Raw genomic sequence first — 20,894 nt, forward strand, 5'->3', positions numbered from 1 at the left:
CCGCGATCGCCACGGCGCTGACGCAGCTCGTCGGGGTACGGCACCCCATCGTGCAGACGGGCATGGGCTGGGTCGCCGGTCCCCGTCTGGTGTCGGCCACCGCCGAGGCGGGCGCCCTCGGGATCCTCGCCTCGGCCACCATGACCACCGACCGGCTCCGTTCAGCGGTCCGCGAGGTCAAGTCCCGTACCGACGCGCCCTTCGGGGTCAATCTGCGGGCCGACGCCTCGGACGCGGCCGAGCGGGTGCGGATCGTCATCGAGGAGGGAGTGAGGGTCGCCTCGTTCGCGCTCGCTCCCTCCCGGGAACTGATCGCCCGGCTCAAGGACGCCGGCGTGGTCGTCGTCCCGTCCGTCGGGGCCCGGCGGCACGCCGAGAAGGTCGCCGCGTGGGGCGCCGACGCGGTGGTGGTGCAGGGCGGGGAGGGCGGCGGGCACACCGGGAAGGTCGCGACGTCCGTCCTGCTCCCCCAGGTGGTCGACGCCGTCGCCATCCCGGTCGTCGCGGCCGGCGGCTTCCACGACGGCCGGGGGCTGGTCGCCGCGCTCGCCTACGGTGCCGCCGGGATCGCCATGGGCACCCGTTTCCTGCTCACCTCCGACAGCACCGTGCCCGACGCGGTCAAGGCCCGCTATCTCGCGGCCACGGTCGACGACGTCACCGTCACCACCGAGGTCGACGGCCTCCCCCACCGGATGCTGCGTTCCGAGCTGGTCGACTCCCTCGAACGTTCGGGCCGGGCGAAGGCGCTGCTGCACGCCGTACGGCACGCGGCGGCCTTCCGCGGACTGTCGGGCATGAGCTGGGCCCAGATGGTGCGCGACGGCCTCGCGATGCGACACGGCCGGGAGTTGACGTGGAGTCAGGTCCTGCTGGCCGCCAACACCCCGATGCTGCTGCGGGCGTCGATGGTCGAGGGCCGGACCGACCTCGGCGTGATGGCCTCCGGCCAGGTCGCCGGTCTGATCGACGATCTGCCGTCCTGCGCGGAGCTCATCGAGAGGATCATGGCGGAGGCCCGGGACACCCTCCGCGGTCTGCCCCCGGCGGGGTAGCTCCGCCGCGGCCCGGGCCGGGATCCGTCAGAGCCGCTCGACGATGGTGACGTTGGCCTGGCCGCCCCCCTCGCACATCGTCTGCAGACCGTAGCGTCCGCCGGTGCGCTCCAGTTCGTGCACCAGCGTGGTCATGAGCTTGGTGCCGGTGGCACCGAGGGGATGGCCGAGGGCGATGGCGCCGCCGTTGACGTTGACCTTCTCCGGGTCGGCGCCGGTCTCCTTGAGCCACGCCAGCACCACGGACGCGAAGGCCTCGTTGATCTCCACGAGGTCGATGTCGTCGAGGGTCATCCCGGCCTTCTTCAGGGCGTACGCCGTGGCCGGGATCGGCGCGGACAGCATCCGGACGGGGTCCTCGCCGCGCACCGAGAGGTGGTGGACGCGGGCACGGGGCGTCAGTCCGTGCTCGCGTACGGCTCGTTCGCCGGCGAGCAGCACGGCGGAGGCGCCGTCGGAGACCTGGGAGGAGACGGCGGCGGTGAGCCGTCCGCCTTCGAGCACCGGCTTCAGGCCCGCCATCCGCTCCGGCGTGGTGTCGCGGCGGGGCCCCTCGTCGGTGCTCACGTCGCCGTAGGGGACGAGTTCGCGGTCGAAGCGGCCCTCGTCGATGGCGTGGACGGCACGCCTGTGGGAGCGCAGGGCGAACTCCTCCATGTCCCGGCGGGAGATGTTCCACTTCTCGGCGATCATCTCGGCGCCGGCGAACTGGTCGACCGGCCGGTCGCCGTAGCGAGCCCGCCAGCCCGCGGAGCCGGCGTAGGGGCCCTCGGTGAGGCCGAGGGGTTCGGCGGCCCGGCGGGTGGCGAAGGCGATGGGGACCATCGACATGTTCTGCACCCCGCCCGCGACCACCAGGTCCTGGGTGCCCGAGAGCACGCCCTGCGCGGCGAAGTGCAGGGCCTGCTGGGAGGAGCCGCACTGGCGGTCCACCGTCACACCCGGCACCTCCTCGGGCAGCCCTGCGGCCAGCCAGCAGGTGCGGGCGATGTCCCCGGCCTGCGGACCGACCGTGTCCACACAGCCGAAGACGACGTCCTCGACGGCGGCCGGGTCGACGCCCGACCGCTCCATCAGCGCCGTCAGCACATGGGCGCCGAGATCGGCGGGGTGGACGGCGGCGAGCCCGCCGCCGCGCTTGCCGACCGGGGTGCGTACGGCTTCGACGATGTATGCCTCGGCCATGGCCAACTCCTAGGGGGATCGGTGTGTCTGCGGTGTGACGCGCGCGGGCGATGCCCTCCAGCACCGCCGACGTGTACCTGCGGCGGTGGTCGCCGGCAGGTTCTCGCGCCGCTGGGGCGAGGGGCCCTGGGCCGTGGGCTTCCTCCCGCCGCTCGCCTTCGCCACCTGCCCCTCCCCGTGTCAGGGGTGCTGGCTGCTGACGGACAGGACCTCGCCGGTCAGATACGAGGAGTAGCCGCTGGCCAGGAAGACGATGACGTTGGCCACCTCCCACGGCTCGGCGCAGCGGCCGAACGCCTCACGGGCGGTCAGTTCCTCCAGCAGTTCCGGCGTGGTGACCTTCGCCAGGTGCGGGTGCAGGGCGAGGCTGGGCGAGACGGCGTTCACCCGCACCCCGTACTCCGCGGCCTCGACTGCGGCGCAGCGGGTGAGGGCCATGACCCCGGCCTTGGCGGCGGCGTAGTGCGCCTGGCCCTTCTGCGCCCGCCAGCCGACGACGGAGGCGTTGTTGACGACGACTCCCCCGCCGCCCGCCGCCTTCATCCGGCGCAGCGCGGCTCGGGTACAGCGGAAGGTGCCGTTGAGGGTGACGTCGAGGACGCTGTCCCACTGCGCGTCGGTCATCTCGACGAGGTCGGCGGTGCCGCCGAGCCCGGCGTTGTTGACGACGACGTCCAGACGCCCGTGCCGATCCTGCGCGAAATCGAAGAGCGCGCCGACCTGTTCCTCGTCGGTCACGTCACAGGGCAGTGCCGCGACACTGTCCGCGCCGAACTCCACGGCCAGGGCGGCGGCCGACTGCTCCAGCCTGCGGGCGTGGGCGTCGGAGAGCACGACGCGGGCGCCTTCCTCCAGCAGCCGTCGTGCGGTCGCCCCGCCGATGCCGGCGCCCGCGGCGGCGGTGACCACGGCGGCACGGCCCTCGAGGAGGGCGTGGCCGGGGAGGTAGGGCGGCGGGGGCGTGGTCACGGGCGGGCCTCCTTCGGCAGGCCGGGAACGCGCTCGGCGATGCTGTCGGGCTGGATCGCGTGGCGCCGGCACGGAACTGCCCGACGCCGCTCACGGACGGTGCGTACCGCCCTCGACGTCTCACCGCCCGTACGTTAACCTACCAAACACTTGTTAGGGAAGGAGTCCGGGGTGTACGGCGAACACGCGACGAAGCCGTCCGGCACCAGGAAGGCGGGCGCCTGATGGACCTCGACTTCTCCGCCGCGGACGAGGCCTTCCGCGGCGAGGCCCGCGCCTGGCTCACCGGCCATGTGCCCGGCACCCCCCTGCCCTCGCTGGAGACGGCCGCGGGGTTCGCGGCCCACCGGGACTGGGAGCGCACGCTGTCCGCCGACCGCTGGTCGGTCGTCTCGTGGCCGGAGGAGTACGGCGGGCGGGGCGCCTCGATCCTGCAGTGGCTGGTCTTTGAGGAGGAGTACTACGCGGCCGGTGCTCCTGGCCGGGTCAGCCAGAACGGGATCAGCCTCCTCGCCCCCACCCTCCTCGAGCACGGGACGCCGGATCAGTGCGCCCGCGTCCTGCCGTCCATGGCGAGCGGTGACGTGATCTGGGCGCAGGCCTGGTCCGAGCCGGAGTCGGGCTCCGACCTCGCCTCGCTGCGCTCCACGGCCGTACGCACCGCGGGCGGCTGGCTTCTCAGCGGCCAGAAGACCTGGTCGTCACGGGCGGCGTTCGCCGACCGCGCCTTCGGGCTGTTCCGCAGCGACCCGGACGCCGGCCGGCCGCACCAGGGCCTGACGTACGCGATGTTCCCGCTGGACGCGGAGGGCGTGACGGTGCGGCCCATCGGGCGGCTCGACGGCAGACCCGCCTTCGCCGAACTCTTCCTCGACGAGGTGTTCGTGCCCGACGAGGACGTCATCGGCGAGCCCGGACAGGGCTGGCGGGCCGCGATGAGCACGGCGGGCAACGAGCGCGGGCTCACCCTGCGCAGCCCCGGCCGGTTCACGGCCGCCGCCGGCCGTCTCACCGCGCTGTGGCGCTCCGTCGCCGACCCGTCCGACAGCGCACTGCGCGACCGGGTCGCCGACGCGGTGATCGGCGCCCGCGCCTACCAGCTGTCCGCCTACGCGGCCGCCTCACGGCTGTCGGCCGGCGGCAAGATCGGCGCGGAGTCGAGCCTCAACAAGGTCTTCTGGTCCGAACTGGACATCGCCCTGCACGAGACCGCCCTGGACCTGCTCGGCCCGTACGGCGACCTCGCCGACGACGCCGGCGAGGCGCCCGCGCACGGCGGCTGGGCCGAGGGCTACGTCTTCTCCCTGGCCGGTCCCCTCTACGCCGGAACCAACGAGATCCAGCGCGACATCATCGCCGAGCGGCTGCTCGGCCTGCCGAAGGGACGCCGGTGATGCGGTTCCTCCTCGACGACGGGCAGCGCGACTTCGCCCGCTCGCTGGACGCCATGCTGACGGCGGCGGCCACCGCGGCGGTGGTCCGGTCGTGGGCGGCCGGGGACACCGGGCCGGGCCGCGCCCTGTGGGCCCGGCTGGCCGAGGCCGGGGTGTTCACGCTCGCGGTACCCGAGCAGTACGACGGACTGGGCCCTCTGCCGGTCGACCTGACCGTGGCCTTCGTGGAGTTGGGCAGGCACGCGGTGCCGGGCCCGCTGGTGGAGACGGTCGCGGCAGCGGCTCTCCTGGACCGCCTGGGCGACGCGACGACGGCCGCCGCCTGGCTGCCGGGCATCGCCGCCGGCAAGGTCGTGGGCTCGCTGTGCCTGCTCTCCCGCGACTGCCCCTACGCCCTGGACGCGGACGCCGCCGACGCGGTGTTCGTCGTCGAGGGCGACACCCTGCGCCTGGCCGGGGCGCACGGTCCCGTACAGCACTCGCTCGACCCGGCCCGGCGGCCGAGCCGTCCGCTCGGCGGCGCCGTTCTGGCCCAGGGTCCTGCCGTCACCGTCGCGGCCGCGCACGCCGCCGAGGTCGCCGCGCTGGCCACCGCGGCGCAGGCCCTCGGGCTGGGGCGCGCCCTGCTGGAGCGCACCGTCGGATACGCCCGGCAGCGCCGCCAGTTCGGGGTCCCCATCGGCTCGTTCCAGGCGGTCAAACACCGGCTGGCCGACACCCTCGTCGCCCTCGAGTTCGCCCAGCCGTTGGTGCACGCCGCCGCGGTGGCGCTGGGGCGCGGCGACTCCACGAGCGGACGTGATATCGCCGCGGCGAAGGTCACCGCCGGCGAGGCCGCGTACGCCGCGGCGCGCACCGCCCTGCAGCTGCACGGCGCCCTCGGCTACACCGAGGAGCTGGACCTGTCCCTGTGGATCCGCAAGGCCCGTGCCCTGCGGTCCTCCTGGGGCACTCCGTCGGCCTGCCGCGCCCGGGTCCTCGCTCCCTGAGCGCCCCGCATGTGTCCTGACCGCGCGCCACGCCGTTCGGCGGCCCGCCGGCGGACGAACCGGTGCGGCGCCTCAGTACTTCTTCGCGCCGGCCGTGATCGCCTGCCGGATGCGGTGGTAGGTGCCGCACCTGCACACGTTGCGGATCTCGTCGAGGTCGGCCTCGGTGATGTCGCGGCCCTCCTCGCGGGCCTGACGGACCTTGGCGACGGCGGTCATGATCTGCCCCGGCTGGCAGTAGCCGCACTGCGCCACGTCGTTCTCCAGCCAGGCCTCCTGCATCGGATGCAGGTCTCGGCCGACGGTTGCGGGCAGGCCCTCGATGGTGGTGACCTCGTCGTCCGGGCCGACCGCGCCCACCGGCACCGAACAGGGATTGAACGCCTTGCCGTTGATGTGGCTGGTACAGGCCTTGCAGACGCCCAGTCCGCAGCCGTACTTCGGGCCGGTGACGCCGAGAACGTCCCTGAGCACCCACAGCAGCCGGACGTCGTCCTCGATGTCCACGGTCACCCGCTCGCCGTTGAGGATGAAGGTGTGTTCGGGCACGGGAGCTCCTAGAAGGTGTGGTCGAGGCCGTCGGTGGGGGACGCGGGGACGGGCGGGGTGGTGGGCAGCGGCTCGAAGCCGAGCGGTCCGGAGTGGTTGACCGGGAAGGTCGTCGGCATGGCGCCGGTGGCACGGCCGTAGGCGCAGGCCACGGCGGCCGCCGCACCCGCCACGGCCAGCTCGCCCGCACCACCGGGCTGCCCTGTGGTCGGCGGCATGACGACGATCTCCAGCTCGGGCGGGGTGTTCCACTGCCGGGTGTAGAAGTAGTTGTCCCAACTTCCTTCCAGGAAATGGCCGTTGTCGAGGTGGAGGCCGGAACTGAGGATGATCGCGATTCCGTCCATGATTCCGCCCGTCATCTGGGCCTCGAGGCCCAGCGGGTTGACCGCCAGGCCCACGTCGACGGCGCACACCACCTTGGTGACGCGGGGGCCGGTCCAGGCGTCGGGAACCTTGCGCCCCGTGGTCTCGGGCCGGCAGTCGATCTCGGCGAGGACGGCGACGTAGGCGTGGTACTCCGGATGCAGTGCGATGCCCTGTGCCGTGCCGGCCGGCATGCTCCGGCCCCACTCCCCGACGTCGGCCACCTTGTCGAGGACGGCCCGCGCCCGCTCGTCCTTGAGGAACTCGCGGCGGAAGCGGTACGGGTCCTTGCCCATCCGCCCCGCCAGCTGGTCCACGACCAGCTCCTGGGCGGTGCGCACGTTGGGCGAGTAGATGTTCCGCATCGAGCCGGTGTGGAAGCCCTTGTCGGTCTCGCCGAGCAACTGGGTGACGACGCCGAAGTGGTACGGCGTCTGCTGGCTGAGCGCGAAGATGGTTTCGGAGAACGTCAGGTCGCCGACGGGCAGCCGTGCGGCCTCCGCGGTGATGATCTCGCCGACACCGTGGCCGAAGTCGGTGGCGACGGAGGTGTGCCGCTGGTCGTAGGTGAGGACCTGGCCGAGCGCGTAGGTGGCGCGCACCCGCGAGGTGGCCATCGGGTGGACACGGCCCTGGCGGAAGTCGTCCGTGCGGTGCCACATCAGCCTGACCGGCTTGCCCATCGCCTTCGAGATCTCGGCGGCCTCGGCGGCGGCGTCGTGGAAGAGCTTCCGCCCGAAGGAGCCGCCGCCCTCGGTGACGTGTACGGTCACCGCGGAGACGGGCAGCCCCAGCTGCAGCGCGATCTGCTCCTGGGCGACGATCGGGGACTTCAGGCTCGCCCAGATCTCCGCCGACTCCGGTCGTACGTCGGCTACGGCGCAGTTGGTCTCCAGCGCGCTGTTGCTCGCGAAGTGGAAGGTGAACCGGGCGTCCACCGACTTCGTGAGCAGGTCCAGCGCCGGAAGCGGGAGTTCGGCGCGGCGCAGTTCGTCGCGGACCGTGGTGTCGGAGGCGTCGTCCGCACTGCCCGGCCCCCAGGAGACCTTCAGCGCGCGGACGGCGTCGATGCACTGCCCGAACGTACGCCCGCGGACGGCGACTCCGGTGGAGACGGGGGCGACGTCGGTGACGCCGGGCATGGCCCGCACCTCCGCGAGGTTCTCCACCGAGCGGACGGTTGCGTTGATCGTCGGCGGACGGCAGACCATGACCGGCAGGGCGTCGGGGACATGCACGTCCATGGCGTACCTCTTGCGCCCGGTCACCGCCTCCAGGGCGTCGATGCGCCGTCGGCCGGTGCCGATGACCTGGTACTCCGCGGCTTCCTTGAGAGTGACGGGCACCTGAGCGCTCGTCGCCGACGCGGCTTTCCCGGCCAGCTCGCCATAGGTGAGACTGCGGCCGGTGGCCGACGAGGTGATGATCCCGGCCTTCGCGGTCAGGGTGTCCAGGGCCTCCCCGAGTTCCAGGGCGGCGGCCTGCAGCAGCCGGTGGCGGGCCGTGGCGGCGGCGACGCGGATGGGCGTGAAGGTCGAGATCGTGGTGTTGGAACCACCGGTGAGCTGGTTGAACAGCAGCTCCGGCCGTGCGTCGGCGAGCGTGACCCGGATCCGGTCCAGCGGCAGGTCGAGCTCCTCGGCGATGAGCATGGCGCTGGACGTCGTGATGCCCTGCCCGACCTCCGCCCGCGGCAGCGCGAAGGAGGCCGTGCCGTCGGTGTCGATCCGGATCGTGATCAGGTTCGCCGTCGGCAGTGCCGCATCGGTGAGCATGTCGTTGAGGTCGTAGATCTCCGCGGGACCCGGCACGGACGGGACGACCGCCGCCGCCTCGTTCGGCGCGAGCACCGCCTCGCCGAGTTCCGCGGCCACGGTCAGCGTCGCGGCGGCCAGCACATATCCGAGGAATCTGCGGCGCTCGATCCCGCCCCCCGCGGGTCCTCGCGCCCGCTGTGAGGAGCCCATGCCGATGTCCGTCAACGTTCCTCCCGCCACACGCGTTCCTGGTGTTCACAGCTTGTAGCCCCCCGTGGACCCCCGCGCCAACCCCCTGTGGACGACCTTCACGTCCTCGCCCCATACCGCTCCGCCGCATCACGGCCGCTGCCGGCGCGTCCCTCGGTGGCCGGGCCGGGCCGGCGGCTGGTCGTCCTCGGCTCCCCGTGGTCACCGGGCTCGCTCTTCGGCGGCGGCGCGCAGCCCGGAGCGTGACAATCGAAAGCGAGGGAGGGGCCACGAGAAGGGATCACGGCGGTCATGGTCGGTGACATCAGCGACGAACTGCGAGCACGGCGCCAGGGCGAGAACGGCCACCGCTCGATGCCGCACACCGCCGACACACGCCTGCAGGCGTGGGGCACCACCCGGGAGGACTGCCTGGCCGAGGCCGTACGCGCGATGGTGGAGGCCTTCGCCGACGTGTCGCAGGCTCATCCCACGGCCCTGGAACGGGTCCGCCTGACCCCCGGCGACGACGAGGAGCTGCTGGTCGCGCTGCTGGACGAGGTGGTCTTCCGGCTGGAGGTGGCGGGCCGGGTGCCGGTCGACGCGGAAGTGGAGTCCGCCCGCGACGGCGGACTGGAGGTACGGCTGTCGCTCGCCGACCTCGCGGACGTGCCCGTCATCGGGGCCGTACCCAAAGGTGTGTCCTGGCAGGAGCTGCGCATCGCCCCGGACGCCTATGGGTGGTCGTGCGCGGTCATCGTCGACGTGTGACGGTCACGGGCGCCCCGGCCGCACGGACCCTGGCCGGCCTCCGTCCGGCCACCCGGGATCACCCCTTCACCACCCCGAGCGGCACCAGCCGGGCGACCCTGCGGCACAGCCCCGCTCCCTCGCTCGCGGCGACGACGGCGTCGACGTCCTTGTACGCCTCCGGCGTCTCCTCCGTCAGGCCCCGCCAGGACTTCGGGCGCGCCGCGATGCCGGCGTGACGCAGCCGTTCCCGCAGCTCACCGCTGGTGACCGAGCGGGCGGCCTGGTGCCGGCTCATGGTGCGGCCCGCTCCGTGGCAGGTGGAGTGGAAGGCGTCGCCGCCGGACACTCCGGCCAGCACGTACGACGCCGTCCCGAGGGTGCCGGGGATCAGCACCGGCTGCCCGAACTCCCGGATGTCGGCGGGCAGTTCGGGATGGCCGGGCGGGAAGGCCCGGGTGGCGCCCTTGCGGTGCACGCACAGTTGCCGCCGCTCGCCCGCCACCGGATGCGTCTCGATCTTGGCGAGGTTGTGGGAGACGTCGTACACCAGCGAAAGCCCGACGCCCGCGGCACGCCGGAACACACCACGCGCCGCGTCGGACAGCAGCTGCCGGTTCGCCCGGCCGTAGTTGGCCGCCGCCGCCATAGCCCCCAGATAGGCCTGCCCCTCGGGTGATTCGACCGGCGTGCAGGCCAGCTGCCGGTCGGGCACGCGGATGCCGTACCGGGCCATGGCGCGGTCCATGAGCCGCACGTGGTCGCTGCATATCTGGTGCCCGAGCCCGCGCGAGCCACAGTGGATCATCACGCACACCTGCCCCGCCCCGATCCCGAAGGCGGACGCGGCCGGGCCGTCGTACACCTCGGCGACCCGCTGGACCTCCAGGAAGTGGTTGGCGGAGCCCAGGCTGCCCACCTGGCCGAGGCCCCGTTCCCGGGCCCGCTGCCCGACCTGCGCGACGTCCGCGTCGGCGACCGCCCCGCCGTCCTCGCAGCGCAGCAGGTCGCGCTCCTCCCCGTGTCCGCGCTCCACGGCGTAGCGGGAGCCCTCGGCCAGCAGCCGCTCCAGTTCGCCGGCGCCCGGCCGCCATACGCCACCCGGCCCGGCCCCGCGCGGAATCGTCCGGTCCAGGCCGTCCATCACCGCGGTCAGCGCGGGCCGGAGCGTGTCGCCGTCGCAGTCGGCGGCCAGCAGCCGCACCCCGCAGGAGATGTCGAAGCCGACACCGCCCGGCGAGACGACCCCGCCGGCGTCCACGTCGGTGGCGGCGACACCGCCGATGGGAAAGCCGTAGCCCCAGTGGATGTCCGGCATGGCGTAGGAGGCGGCGACGATGCCGGGGAGCGTGGCCACGTGCGCGACCTGCTCCAGGGACTGCTCGGCATCCGCGAGCAGCGCGCGGGACGCGAACACCACGCCGGGAACCCGCATGCCGGCGTGCGGCTCGATGCGGTAGCGGAAGGAACGTTCCTCGACCAACTCCATCGCGACCTCCGCACGACGTCGGCGCGCCCGGCGTCACTGACCGTGCAGCGCGGCGAGCACGTCGTCGTCCGTCAGCTGCTCGAAGTCGTCGTACCACTCCCCCACGGCCAGGAAGTCGGCCGGCCGGTGCAGACAGAGGACCTCGTCGGCCTCACCCCGCAGCAGGTCGGCCGCCCGCGGGGAGCACACGGGCACCGCCAGCACGACCCGTTCCGGCGACTGCCGGCGCAGCCACCGCAGCGCGGCCCGCGCGGTCGCCCCGGTGGCCACCCCGTCGTCCACCACGATCACGGTACGGTCCCGCAGCTCGGGCGCGGGACGGCCCTCCCGGTAGCGCTGCTCCCGGCGGTGCAGCTCCGCCCTCTCCCGCTCCACGACGTCGTCCAGGGCCGTCTCGTTCAGGCCGAGCTGGTCCAGAGTGCGCTCGTCGAACAGCGGAGGGTCGTCGCCCGCGAGCGCCCCGACGCCCAGTTCCTCCTGCAGCGGTGCGCCGATCTTGCGGGCGACCACCACGTCGAGCGGCGCGTCGAGCGCTCGCGCCACCTCGCGCGCCACCATGGCCCCGCCGCGCGGCAGCGCCAGCACGACCGGGTGCGTCAGCGCCCCTGCTTCCTGCCGGAGGCGCAGCCGCTCGGCCAGCTCCCGGCCGGCATGGACGCGATCATGAAACCGCATGTCCTGTCGACTCCTTCCGCTCACCGCCGCACGATGCGTCCGCGGCACCTGCGAAGGGCTGTTCACCCTGCAGCACGCCCCGGTCACGCACCACCCGGCCCGTGCCGAGCGACGCGCCGCACCCGGTTCCACCTCCTGTCGGCCGGACGACCGCAGTGGGCACGGCGGCACTTGCCTCCGGCGCTCCCGCCGGGTACCCGGGCCACGCTCGTACGACACGGGAGGGACCGCCGTCACAGCGGTCACGAAAGGCGGCCGGGAGGGGTGGGGGGACGAGGCGGGTGCGCCGTGCGGCGGCAGCCCGGAGGAGGGGTGAGGATGGAGGGGAGGGCCTGGGAGATGGCACGGATACTCACCGAGGGTGACGACGTGGTCGTGCGTCTGTCGTGGCCGGAAAGAGCAGCGGCCCGCCGCGGTGACGTGCGGGTGCCGCTGTCCGCCGTGTGCCGGGTGACGGTCGAGGACGACTGGTGGCGCGCCCTGCGCGGAGTCCGCGGGCGCGGCGCCTGGACCCCCGGCGGCGCCTGCACCGGCACGCGCGGTCACGCGGGTGGGACGGACTTCGTGGCCCTGCGCCCCGGCAGACCCGTCGTGGCCGTCGAACTGCGCCCCTGCGCCGCCTTCCGTCTCCTCGCCGTGTCCGTGCCGGATGACGACGAGGCGAGGGCCACGGCTCGACGGCTGCGCCGGGCCGCTCCGCGGCTCGACACCTCCACCCGCTACCGGCAGCCGATTCCCGTTCCCGGGGAGTTCCCGGCGTGGGGCCCGGCGTTGGGGCCGTCCGCATAGCCGGTCTCGAATCAGGCGGCCCCGTGCGGTCCCAGCACAGGGAACAGCTCCGCGATCCGGCCGCAGCGGCGCAAACCCGCACCGGACGCCGACAGACGTCCGGCCCGTCGCTACGGGGGAAAGCGACGGGCCGGACGACCCCACGATGTCACACACCCCTCGCCATAAGCCACTGCGGGCTCACCGCTCCCCTCCGGGCGGCTCGGACGGTCCGCGCGTAAGGGGCCCGGCCCCCTGCCCCTGGGAACCGATCATCTAGGCTGGCGCGGTGACTGATGGGCAGGAGCGGGTGCAGCCGTCGGGAGTGTGGGCCACGGCGGTGGGGGTGGCCAGGGTGCGGGCGCTGGAGACCCAGCGGGAGAACGCGCTGTTCCGCGACCCGCTGGCACAGGCCTTCGCCGCCGCCGGCGGTCTGTGGCCCTCCTCGCCGCCGCTGCCGGATGACGAGGCCGCGCGACGCCGCCGGCTGGCCGTGTCGTTCTCCATCGTCATCAGGACGAAGTTCCTCGACGACCTGTTGCAGCAGGCCTCCGCGTCCGGGGTCCGGCAGGTCGTGCTGCTCGGCGCCGGCATGGACAGCCGGGCCTTCCGGATGGACTGGCCCGAGGGCACCCGGCTGTTCGAGGTCGACACCGCCGCGCCACTGGACTTCAAGGCTTCGGTGCTGCGCCAGGAGCGGGCCGTCGCACGCTGCGAGCGGATCACCGTCGCGGTGGATCTGCGTGAGGACTGGCCGGCCGCGCTGGCCGCCGCAGGGCACGACCCGGCGGTGCCGACCGTGTGGATCGCCGAAGGACTGCTGATCTATCTGCCCGAGGACGCGGTGGAGCTGCTGCTGGCCCGGATCAGCGCGCAGTCGGCGGCAGGCAGCCGGATGGGGCTGACGTTGGGCTCGCGCGGCGTGATCGAGCGCTTCGGCGCGGACGCCGTGCCGGGATCGGCGGCGTCCATGTGGATTTCGGAGATGCCCGAGGACCCGGTGGGCTGGCTGGCCGGGCACGGCTGGGAGGCCGAAAGCCACACCCTTCGCGAGTGCGCTGCCGCCTACGGCCGCCCGATCAGCAGCCCGCAGCAGCACGAGGAGCGGCCCGGCGGACTGATCTCGGCGGTCCGCCGGTAGAGCGCCCCGGTCCCCTGGATGATCGATCGGGCCGCTCGCTTTGCACGAGGCGGGCCGGTTCGCCGTCGACGTCCAGCTTCCCGTTGTCCACTGCCGTCTGGGCCCGGTCGAGGGTCGCGCGGACGCGGCGAGGTTCTTGTGGATGACGACGCGTTCGTCGCCGCCGCCCCGGCGGTCGCGCAGGCCCGGGACGACCCGGCCGGACGCGGCCACGAACACGTGGCGGGCGGTCACCAGGCCGAGGGACTCCACGGAGCGGTCGATCGCTCGGATCGCCGGGGCGGCGGGGCTGTTGCGCCCGAAGTCCTCGCGGGCCTGCCGGCCGCGTTCGGCCGGGCGCGGTTGACCTGGTCGGTGCGGTTGCCGCGCGTACCGCAGCGGTCGAGACGCACCGGCGTTGTGCGCGGGTGCGTCCGCGGGCCCCCGTGACCGCCCACCGTCGCTGCTTGCGATCGACGAACGCGCGTGGCACATGCGGCTCATGGGGCCGCGGCCACTGCGAGGCACGGGACGGGCCGCAGGTGAGCGCGGCGACGTCAGCGGGCGATCTCGTTGAGCAGTGATGCCAGTTCCGTCGGCCGGGAGAACATCGGCCAGTGCCCGGTCGGCAGGTGGTGCAGATCCATTCCGGCCATCGGCTCGAAGACCGGGTTGCCGCTGCCTGCCAGCATGCGCGCCTGTTCGGGAGTGAACGTCGAGGCGATGACCGAGCAGTGCCTGCTCGGCAGCGGGGAAGGACGGTCCAGAGGGCGAGTGGCGGTCGCGAACGGCTGAGGTGTGGCCAACTCGGCCATGCGGGCGAGATGTTGCCCGGTGAGGCCTGCCAGGTTGTGCGGATCCGCTGCCGGATCGAACGGCGGTACGGGCAGCTGCCAGCCGTCGCCTGCCTCCGCGACCTGCTTGCGCCACTCCTCCTGTTTCCGGGGCGTGTTGAAGTCGATCACAGCCATGCCCGGGAGCAACGGTCCGGCGTCCACGTACACGATCCGTGCGATCCGTTCCGGGATCCGGTCCGCGGCGCCGGTGACCGGAAGATTCGCCCCGCTGTGCCCGACCAGGACCACATCCCGCAGACCCTCGCCTTCGACGAGACGGACGATGTCGTCCACATGCGTGTGGACGTCCACGTCGGGCGTGGCCTCGGCCGCCCGCTCGGCCAGGCCGGTCAGCGTGAGCGGGTGGACCTCGTGTCCCGCGGCCCTCAGCTCCTGTGCCACTTCTTCCCATGCCCATGCGCCGAGCCAGAACCCGGGAACCAGAACGATCTCTGCCATGGCCGCCGCCCCTCTCTTCGTGCCTGCCGTCCTGCGCGGAACGCCACGCTAGGCACGATGGCGGACACCTGCTGTCCTATATCCGCCCGATCACCCGAAACCCTTCGCACCTGATCGCCTCGCCGGGGTACGGTCTCGAGCGTGTCCCGCTGGGCGGAGCCCGAGAGCAACGCGCGCGGCCGCCGCGGCAGTTCCCACGCCGAGAGTAGGTTTCGCCGATGGCATGTCGTATCAGTGAGCTCGTGCTGGGTTGCCGCGACCCCGAGGTGCTGGCGCGGTTCTGGTGCGAGGTCCTGGACTTCGTGGTGCTGGACCGCGAAGACGACGGCACGCTCGAGATCGGGCCGCGCGAAGGGTTCGGCGGTCCGCAGCCGACGATCATCCTCAGCCGCGAGGACGAGCCGGAGCCGGGGAAGTCCCGGCTGCACATCGACGTCAACGCCACCGACCGCGATCAGGACGCCGAACTCGAACGCCTCCTGAAGCTCGGGGCGCGCCCCGCCGACGTCGGCCAGACCGGTGAGGAGCAGTGGCATGTGCTCGCCGACCCCGAGGGCAATGAGTTCTGCCTGCTCAAGGCCCGCCTCAACCCGCTCTGACGGGTCCGGCTTCGACAGCTGGGTCGCTGAGCGGTCGGCGGCGGCACTGGTCGAGCCGTTCACTCGTCGACGGCCGCGACGAGGAAGACGAGGGTCATCGGGTGCCCCAGGGAACCGAGGCCGGACGGGCTACAGGCCGATGTTGGTGAGCGGGATGTTCCAGTCGCTGCTCTCGACGTCGCCATGACCATCCCGAGCCGCGGCCGGTACGACGGACAGCACCAGCCCGGCCACGGCGGCAGCCAGGACAGCGAGGAGACGACGCTTCACGGTTCCTCCCGACGACGACAGCACTGACCACCCTGGACCGAGCCGGCAGCCCGACCCGATCGGACACGCCGCTCGGACCCGGGGTTCAGTCCCCGGGCGGCATCGTCCCGGTCGGAGGGGGAAGGTCTTGCCGCCCGGATCCGGGCCGTCAGCCGGGCCCCGGGGCCGTGCCCGCCAGGTTCTGCCTCCGGGGGAGCTTCAATCCGGTGTTCGCGAAGTCGTGTGCCCCCTACAGTGATCTCCCGATGACACTCTTACATGCCCACGACTATGGGGGCGACGGCCCTCCACTCGTTCTGCTGCACGGTTACGCGCGGTCCCTGACCGACTGGGACGCCTCGGCTTCCCTGCTCACCGCCGCGCACCGCGTCCTCGCCGTCGATCTTCCCGGGCACGGCCGTTCTCCCGGCGTCTCTCCCTGGACCATTCCCACCGTGGTGCGGGACATCGCGTGCACGCTCGACGCGCACGGCCTGCCGGAGGCCGTTGTGGTGGGCCACTCTCTCGGCGGACTGATCGCTGTCGAATACGCCCGGGCGAACCCCGAACGTGCCCGCGCCCGTGCCGCCGTGAACCTCGACGGCTTCTGGTGGAGACCCGACTTCCCCGGCGGTGAACAGGTGTGCGAGGGGCTGCTGGCGTCGGCCGGGGCCGTCGCGCCACCCGGGTACATCGAGCAGCAGGTCGACAACTGCGTCCGGCTCGGGATTCCGGCCGACCGTGCGCAGACCGCGATCCGTGCGGCCGTACGCCCGTTGCCCGACGGCACGTGGCAGACGCTGCCGTCGCGGGCCGAGGCACTGGATGTCCTCGACGAACTCCACAGGCTCGGCGCGCTCGGCGTCACCACATGGCTGGACGGTGTCGGCTGCCCGCTGCTGCTGGTACAGGCCGGCCGACGGCAGCCGCCCGCACCCGGCACGGAGTGGTTCGACGAATTCAGCGCCCGGTTCGCACAGGTTGTCTCCGGCGAGCTGGCCGCGCTCTCCGGCACCAGGCCGACGATCCACGTCAGCCGGATCGATGCCGGCCACCCCATGATCCTGGAGACTCCGGAAGCGGTGGCAACGCTGGTCGCCGAGTTCGTCCGAGAGCTGCCCGGCTGAGGAATCCGGCAGCGCGAGCGCACCATCCACGCAACGATCAGGACATCACCGTGTGCAGGTCGCTGTGCGGGGAACCCGGCCCGGGCACGCAGACGGGGCGAAGTCGGACGGGGCGCATCCGCCGGACGCGCCCCGTCGGGCAAAGACCGCTATTACTGCCTTCGACGAGGCGATCGATCTTCACTTCATCGGCAACGCGACGGTGCTGCTGCGGTTCGGCGAGCTGACCCTGCTGACGGACCCCAACTTCCTTCACCGCGGCGAGCGAGCACACCTGGGATACGGGCTGGGATTGGCTGGTCAGCCGTCGGCGCACCGAACCCGCCCTCGACGTCGCGGACCTGCCTCGCCTGGACGGTGTCGTCCTCTCGCACCTGCATGGTGATCACTGGGACCGCCGGGCCCGAGGCCACCTGGACCGCTCGGTACCGATCGTCACGACACCGCACGCCGCGCGTCGTCTGCGCACCTGGCAAGGCTTCCGCAGCACAGGAGGGCTCTGCACCTGGGAAAGCTGCACGCTCAGGCGTGGCGAGGCGCAGGTCCGCGTGACAGCACTGCCCGGACGCCATCCCCTGCAGCCCGTACTGCGTCGGCTGCTGCCTCCCGTCATGGGCAGCATGCTGGGTCCGGCACGAAGGACTTCGAGGCGTTGTACACCGGCTGGAAGGGGCCTGGCATGGTCGCCGCGATGGAGGACGTGAAGGCCAGCCGGCCCGCACCGCGGCCCAGCATGTCGCGCAGCAGTGGCTTGGCAGCCGCACGGTGGAGGTCACATTCAGGTCGATCACCGCGAGGTCGTCGGCCAGGTCGGTGTCCGCGAACGCTCCGCCCTGCCCCACTCCCGCGTTGAGCACGGCGGTGTCGATCTCGAGCCCGGTCGTCGCCGCGACCAGCCGGTCCACGCCGCCGGCCTCCGTGAGATCGGCCTGAACGGCACGGACCTCGGCGCCTGTCCCGCGCAGTCGCTGTGCGGCGTGGTGCAGACGGTCGTCCTCCGCATTGATCAGCAGGTCGTAGCCACGCTCGGCGAACTGCCTGGCCAGCGCGTGTCCGCTGCCGCTGGAGGCCCCGGTCACCAATGGCGCATCGCGCGTGCGGGGCGGGTGAGACGCTCATAGTCTGGTGGTGCTCGGGGCCGCTGTGGAGGTCCTTCATGCCCCGAACGATCTGGTCCGGCGCCATCTCCTTCGGTCTGGTCACGGTGCCGATCAACGTGGTCAGCGCCACCGAGGATCACAGCATCCACTTCCACCAGTACCACCTGACCGACCAGGGCCGGGTCCGCTACCGCAAGGTGTGCGAGCTGGAGGACCGCGAGGTGCCCCAGGAGGAGATCGGCAAGGGGTACGAGCTGACCAAGACCCAGGTCATCCCGATCACGGACGAGGACCTGAGCAATCTGCCGCTGCCGACCGCGAAGGCGATCGAGATCGACGCGTTCGTGCCGGTGACGTCGGTCGATCCCCTCCGCATCGCCGAGGGCTACTACCTGCAGCCGGCCGGCCAGGTGGCCGCGAAGCCGTACAAACTGCTCGTCAAGGCGCTCGGGCGGACTTCCAAGGTGGCCGTCGCGAAGTACGCCTGGTCAGGCCGGGAGAGGCTGGGGCTGCTGCGCGTCCGCGACGATGTCCTGGTCCTGCACGCGATGCGCTGGCCGGACGAGATCCGTGACCCCACCGAGTTGCTGCCACCGCCGACCGAGGTGTCCGAGCAGGAGATCGAGGGCGCCCTCGCCCTCATGGACACCATGACCATCGACAGGCTGGAGGGCCCGGAATTCACCGACCGGTACACCGAGGCCATCGCGCAGATCATCGAGGCCAAGCGCGGCGACAAGCCGCTGCCGGAGGCGCCGGAGCCGGAACAGCCGGCCCAGGTGCTCGATCTGATGGCCGCACTGAACGAGTCGGTGCAGAAGGCCAAGGCCACCCGGGCCCGTGACGCGGGTCCGGCCGAGGTGCACGAGCTGCCGCAGCCGAAGGAGAAGGCGCCCGCGAAGAAGCAGCCGGCGAAGAAGACCGCCCCGAAGAAGACCGCCGCGAAGAAGACGACTGCGAAGAAGGCCTCGGGCCGCCGACCGCGCAGTGCTTAGGCGAGGGCGGTACCGGGCCGGCGGTGCCCACGGCGGCCCCAGCCGACGGGTTCCGGACGTGCCTCTCGCTCCGTACTCGACGGCGGCGGCAACCGGGCCGCCGGCCGGCACCTCGGCGACCATTCCGCGCCGGACACCGTGCACCCCGCTCCGTGCACCCCGCTCCGTCGCCGTCGCTCCGTCGCCGCACGGCCGCACGGCCGCCCGTGCACCCGGTCAGCCACGCGTCGCGCTCTCCTCTTCCGGCCGCCGGCGCCTGCCCCCTTCCCTCTGCTCCGCCGCGTGGAGCCTCAGCAGCACCGGCTCCAGCCGGACGCGCTGCTGATCGGCGAGATACCGCTGCAGCTCGGGCGGCCGGTAGTCGCTGTCCGCGTCGTAGCGGTTCTTGGCCGGCACCCCCAGGAACTCGTTCCCGTCGAGCCGGCCCTGTGCGTCCGTCGCGCGTCCCAGGGGCCGGTGCAGCGGCTCGGCCAGTCGGTACAGGCCCGTACGCGAGGGGTGCAACGTGCCCAGACTGTCCGGCTGCACGCGGAAATCGACGCTCTCACCCGGCTTCTTCTCAGCCGGCCCGACCGCGCTGAGCGCCTCGGCGTCGAACTCCAGCCCGTGCCGGCCGGCTTGCTCGGCCATCCACAGCAGGGCTATGTCGGACAGCCCCGTCTCGTTGTAGCCGCCACCGACATCGCAGTGCGACCCGGCGAACCACACCTGCTTCAGCTCCTGGCCGCGCTCGGCGGCGCCCGGCTTCTGGTGCCACAGCGCCGGCCGGAACGCCTCGCGCTGTTCGTCGACGGACAGCGCGTGGAAGGCCGCCCTGACCCAGCTGCTCAGCTCGGTGTCATGGAACGCCCAGCGGCGGTTGAACCGGTTCACGACCGGCCGGAGCCACCGAGGTCCCGGTGCCGGTATGCCCAGGGCGCCCACCGTGTCCCACACCCCGATGAAGTGGATGTCCGTCTCGTGCGCGTAGGACCGGCGGAACAAGGCGGAGGCCACACCGGTCGGTTTCTCGATCCGGTCGCGGTAGAGAGCCCAGGCGTCCTGGATCCGGTCGGCGTGGTCCCGGCGCACGATGCCGCAGTTGCGCACCAGACCCGCCAGGCTGCGCGCGGTGAACGCGCCCCGGCTGAATCCGAACAGGAAGAGTTCGTCGCCGGGTTCGTACGTCTCGACGAGGAAGCGGTAGGCGTCGAGGACGTTCCGGGACAGCCCCAGACCGAACGCGCCGCCACGCAGACGCTCCCACCGGTGGGTGCCGACTCCGCTGTGGTAGTAGACTCGCTGGTCCTTCCCGGCGGCGGGTCCGGCGTGAACGGACAGCGCGATCTTGGTGACGTTCGTCTTGCTCGGCTGGTCGGCGAAGTTCCACGTTCCGTCGCAGCAGACGACCAGACGCTTGATCATGACCATCCCTCCTGCCGTGTGAAGTGGCTGTTGTCGTCGCTCTGCGCGGGCTCGCCCCTGCGCGCGGCTCCGGGACGCCCTGGCGGGCGCTCGTCGATCAAGTCGGTGTGCGAGGAACAGGACCGGACTGGGAGGCGACGACCTGCAGCATCCCGTCGGCGTCCACCAGTGCTCCCTGGAGCGTGGTGGCGAAGAGCCGCTCCGGACGAGCAGGACGAGCGCAGCGGTCGACACGAGCAGGAACGCGGGCATGACGGCGCGCCGCCTCCCGGCGTTCGAGCCCCGCCGGCCTCCTGCGCCTTGTGCCGCGCTTGCGTCGCCCCGGGCGTCCACGCCCGTCCCTTCCGCCGGACGTGGACGCGGCCGTGCATGCTATTTCTCGTCGAAGACGAGGTCTTCCGGAGGGCGGGTGAGCTTCACGGTGTTGCCGTTGGTGACCTCGACGACGGTGCCGAAACCGGTCGACTGACCGCTGGAGACGATGAACAGCCGGTCGTTCCGCTGCTCCAGATTCGCCTTGAAGCCCGCCAGCGACGGACTCCCGTCGTTGAGTATCAGGTAGTCGGCCAGCCGCCGGAACAGCTTGGGCAGGACCACCGCGGAACGGGTCAGCGTGGACAGATCGTCGATCTTGACCCCGCTTTCCGTCACGTCGACCGGCCACAGCCCCCTCCCGGTGTTCCGCGCCTCCACCACCGCCTCGGCCATGGCCTTGCGCAGGTCGGCGAAGAGGTTGCGGCAGAAGGTCGGGTAGGCCAGACCCGTCGTCAGCCGGTGGTAGTTCACCGTCTTCTTCAGGGCGTCGACGTCGACACCGACGAAGGTCCCGCCGGCGCCCGTCCCACTCATCCGGGTTGCCCGGGTAGAAGC

The 20,894-nt window shown here is 72.4% G+C and carries 19 protein-coding genes and 3 pseudogenes; 10 read left to right on the forward strand and 12 right to left on the reverse strand.

All coding sequences use genetic code 11. The features are described from left to right. Window positions 1-5: 5 nt before the first annotated feature. A complete protein-coding gene (locus tag ABZ919_RS18345) occupies window positions 6-1,055 on the forward strand; it encodes a nitronate monooxygenase (protein WP_361248763.1) in 1,050 nt (349 codons plus the stop codon). Between the two features lie 27 nt (window positions 1,056-1,082). Here ABZ919_RS18345 and ABZ919_RS18350 read toward each other — a convergent pair whose 3' ends face one another. Both ABZ919_RS18350 and ABZ919_RS18355 read right to left on the reverse strand, forming a co-directional pair. Further along, window positions 1,083-2,240, reverse strand: a complete 1,158-nt coding sequence (locus ABZ919_RS18350; protein WP_361248565.1) for an acetyl-CoA C-acetyltransferase — start codon at window positions 2,238-2,240, stop codon at window positions 1,083-1,085. Window positions 2,241-2,420: 180 nt separating this feature from the next. Further along, window positions 2,421-3,209 (reverse strand): SDR family oxidoreductase, encoded by a 789-nt coding sequence (locus ABZ919_RS18355; RefSeq protein WP_361248566.1) that lies wholly within the window; start codon window positions 3,207-3,209, stop codon window positions 2,421-2,423. A 224-nt stretch (window positions 3,210-3,433) separates the two neighbouring features. Between ABZ919_RS18355 and ABZ919_RS18360 the strand changes: the two genes are divergently transcribed. Then, complete coding sequence (locus tag ABZ919_RS18360) at window positions 3,434-4,603, forward strand: acyl-CoA dehydrogenase family protein (protein WP_361248568.1); 1,170 nt, start codon at window positions 3,434-3,436, stop codon at window positions 4,601-4,603. Continuing rightward, window positions 4,603-5,592 (forward strand): acyl-CoA dehydrogenase family protein, encoded by a 990-nt coding sequence (locus ABZ919_RS18365; protein WP_361248570.1) that lies wholly within the window; start codon window positions 4,603-4,605, stop codon window positions 5,590-5,592. The genes ABZ919_RS18360 and ABZ919_RS18365 overlap by 1 nt, the downstream gene beginning before the upstream one ends. Window positions 5,593-5,664: 72 nt before the next feature. Here the strand turns inward: ABZ919_RS18365 and ABZ919_RS18370 are convergent, their stop codons facing one another. Then, window positions 5,665-6,141 carry a (2Fe-2S)-binding protein gene (locus tag ABZ919_RS18370; RefSeq protein ID WP_361248572.1) on the reverse strand — a complete coding sequence of 159 codons (477 nt, stop codon included), beginning with the start codon at window positions 6,139-6,141 and terminating at the stop codon, window positions 5,665-5,667. A gap of 8 nt (window positions 6,142-6,149) precedes the next feature. Beyond that, a complete protein-coding gene (locus tag ABZ919_RS18375) occupies window positions 6,150-8,474 on the reverse strand; it encodes a molybdopterin cofactor-binding domain-containing protein (RefSeq protein ID WP_361248766.1) in 2,325 nt (774 codons plus the stop codon). A gap of 291 nt (window positions 8,475-8,765) precedes the next feature. On the opposite strand from ABZ919_RS18375, the gene ABZ919_RS18380 reads away from it, so the two are divergent. After that, on the forward strand, window positions 8,766-9,224 hold the full coding sequence (locus ABZ919_RS18380) for an archease (protein WP_361248574.1): 459 nt from the start codon (window positions 8,766-8,768) through the stop codon (window positions 9,222-9,224). 58 nt (window positions 9,225-9,282) lie between these two features. On the opposite strand, the gene ABZ919_RS18385 is transcribed toward ABZ919_RS18380, so the two are convergent. Both ABZ919_RS18385 and ABZ919_RS18390 read right to left on the reverse strand, forming a co-directional pair. Continuing rightward, a complete protein-coding gene (locus ABZ919_RS18385) occupies window positions 9,283-10,692 on the reverse strand; it encodes an RtcB family protein (protein WP_361248575.1) in 1,410 nt (469 codons plus the stop codon). A gap of 33 nt (window positions 10,693-10,725) precedes the next feature. Further along, window positions 10,726-11,367, reverse strand: a complete 642-nt coding sequence (locus tag ABZ919_RS18390) for a phosphoribosyltransferase family protein (protein ID WP_361248577.1) — start codon at window positions 11,365-11,367, stop codon at window positions 10,726-10,728. A gap of 339 nt (window positions 11,368-11,706) precedes the next feature. Between ABZ919_RS18390 and ABZ919_RS18395 the strand changes: the two genes are divergently transcribed. Together ABZ919_RS18395 and ABZ919_RS18400 are read left to right on the forward strand one after the other, a co-directional pair. Then, window positions 11,707-12,156, forward strand: coding sequence for a hypothetical protein (locus tag ABZ919_RS18395; protein ID WP_361248579.1), 450 nt, complete (start codon window positions 11,707-11,709; stop codon window positions 12,154-12,156). 304 nt (window positions 12,157-12,460) lie between these two features. After that, window positions 12,461-13,276 carry a class I SAM-dependent methyltransferase gene (locus ABZ919_RS18400; RefSeq protein ID WP_361248768.1) on the forward strand — a complete coding sequence of 272 codons (816 nt, stop codon included), beginning with the start codon at window positions 12,461-12,463 and terminating at the stop codon, window positions 13,274-13,276. A gap of 183 nt (window positions 13,277-13,459) precedes the next feature. Here ABZ919_RS18400 and ABZ919_RS18405 read toward each other — a convergent pair. Next, window positions 13,460-13,759: pseudogene (locus ABZ919_RS18405) on the reverse strand (DUF6192 family protein); the annotation flags it as partial. Between the two features lie 53 nt (window positions 13,760-13,812). After that, on the reverse strand, window positions 13,813-14,550 hold the full coding sequence (locus ABZ919_RS18410; protein ID WP_361248580.1) for an alpha/beta fold hydrolase: 738 nt from the start codon (window positions 14,548-14,550) through the stop codon (window positions 13,813-13,815). A 218-nt stretch (window positions 14,551-14,768) separates the two neighbouring features. On the opposite strand from ABZ919_RS18410, the gene ABZ919_RS18415 reads away from it, so the two are divergent. Continuing rightward, complete coding sequence (locus ABZ919_RS18415) at window positions 14,769-15,149, forward strand: VOC family protein (protein ID WP_361248582.1); 381 nt, start codon at window positions 14,769-14,771, stop codon at window positions 15,147-15,149. A gap of 129 nt (window positions 15,150-15,278) precedes the next feature. Here ABZ919_RS18415 and ABZ919_RS18420 read toward each other — a convergent pair whose 3' ends face one another. Further along, window positions 15,279-15,419: a hypothetical protein gene (locus ABZ919_RS18420; RefSeq protein ID WP_361248583.1), complete on the reverse strand. Its 141-nt coding sequence runs from the start codon at window positions 15,417-15,419 to the stop codon at window positions 15,279-15,281. Window positions 15,420-15,664: 245 nt separating this feature from the next. Between ABZ919_RS18420 and ABZ919_RS18425 the strand changes: the two genes are divergently transcribed. After that, complete coding sequence (locus tag ABZ919_RS18425) at window positions 15,665-16,525, forward strand: alpha/beta hydrolase (RefSeq protein WP_361248584.1); 861 nt, start codon at window positions 15,665-15,667, stop codon at window positions 16,523-16,525. A gap of 151 nt (window positions 16,526-16,676) precedes the next feature. Continuing rightward, window positions 16,677-17,151, forward strand: a pseudogene (locus ABZ919_RS18430) (MBL fold metallo-hydrolase); the annotation flags it as partial. Window positions 17,152-17,158: 7 nt separating this feature from the next. Here the strand turns inward: ABZ919_RS18430 and ABZ919_RS18435 are convergent. Continuing rightward, window positions 17,159-17,607: pseudogene (locus ABZ919_RS18435) on the reverse strand (SDR family NAD(P)-dependent oxidoreductase); the annotation flags it as partial. A gap of 74 nt (window positions 17,608-17,681) precedes the next feature. Here ABZ919_RS18435 and ABZ919_RS18440 point away from each other — a divergent pair. After that, a complete protein-coding gene (locus tag ABZ919_RS18440) occupies window positions 17,682-18,620 on the forward strand; it encodes a Ku protein (protein ID WP_361248586.1) in 939 nt (312 codons plus the stop codon). 216 nt (window positions 18,621-18,836) lie between these two features. Here the strand turns inward: ABZ919_RS18440 and ABZ919_RS18445 are convergent, their stop codons facing one another. Continuing rightward, window positions 18,837-20,024: a DUF2235 domain-containing protein gene (locus ABZ919_RS18445; RefSeq protein ID WP_361248587.1), complete on the reverse strand. Its 1,188-nt coding sequence runs from the start codon at window positions 20,022-20,024 to the stop codon at window positions 18,837-18,839. Between the two features lie 372 nt (window positions 20,025-20,396). Then, on the reverse strand, window positions 20,397-20,873 hold the full coding sequence (locus ABZ919_RS18450; protein WP_361248589.1) for a hypothetical protein: 477 nt from the start codon (window positions 20,871-20,873) through the stop codon (window positions 20,397-20,399). Window positions 20,874-20,894: the final 21 nt, after the last annotated feature.

It is taken from the genome of Streptomyces sp. NPDC046759 (genome assembly GCF_040645475.1).
GTDB lineage: Bacteria > Actinomycetota > Actinomycetes > Streptomycetales > Streptomycetaceae > Streptomyces.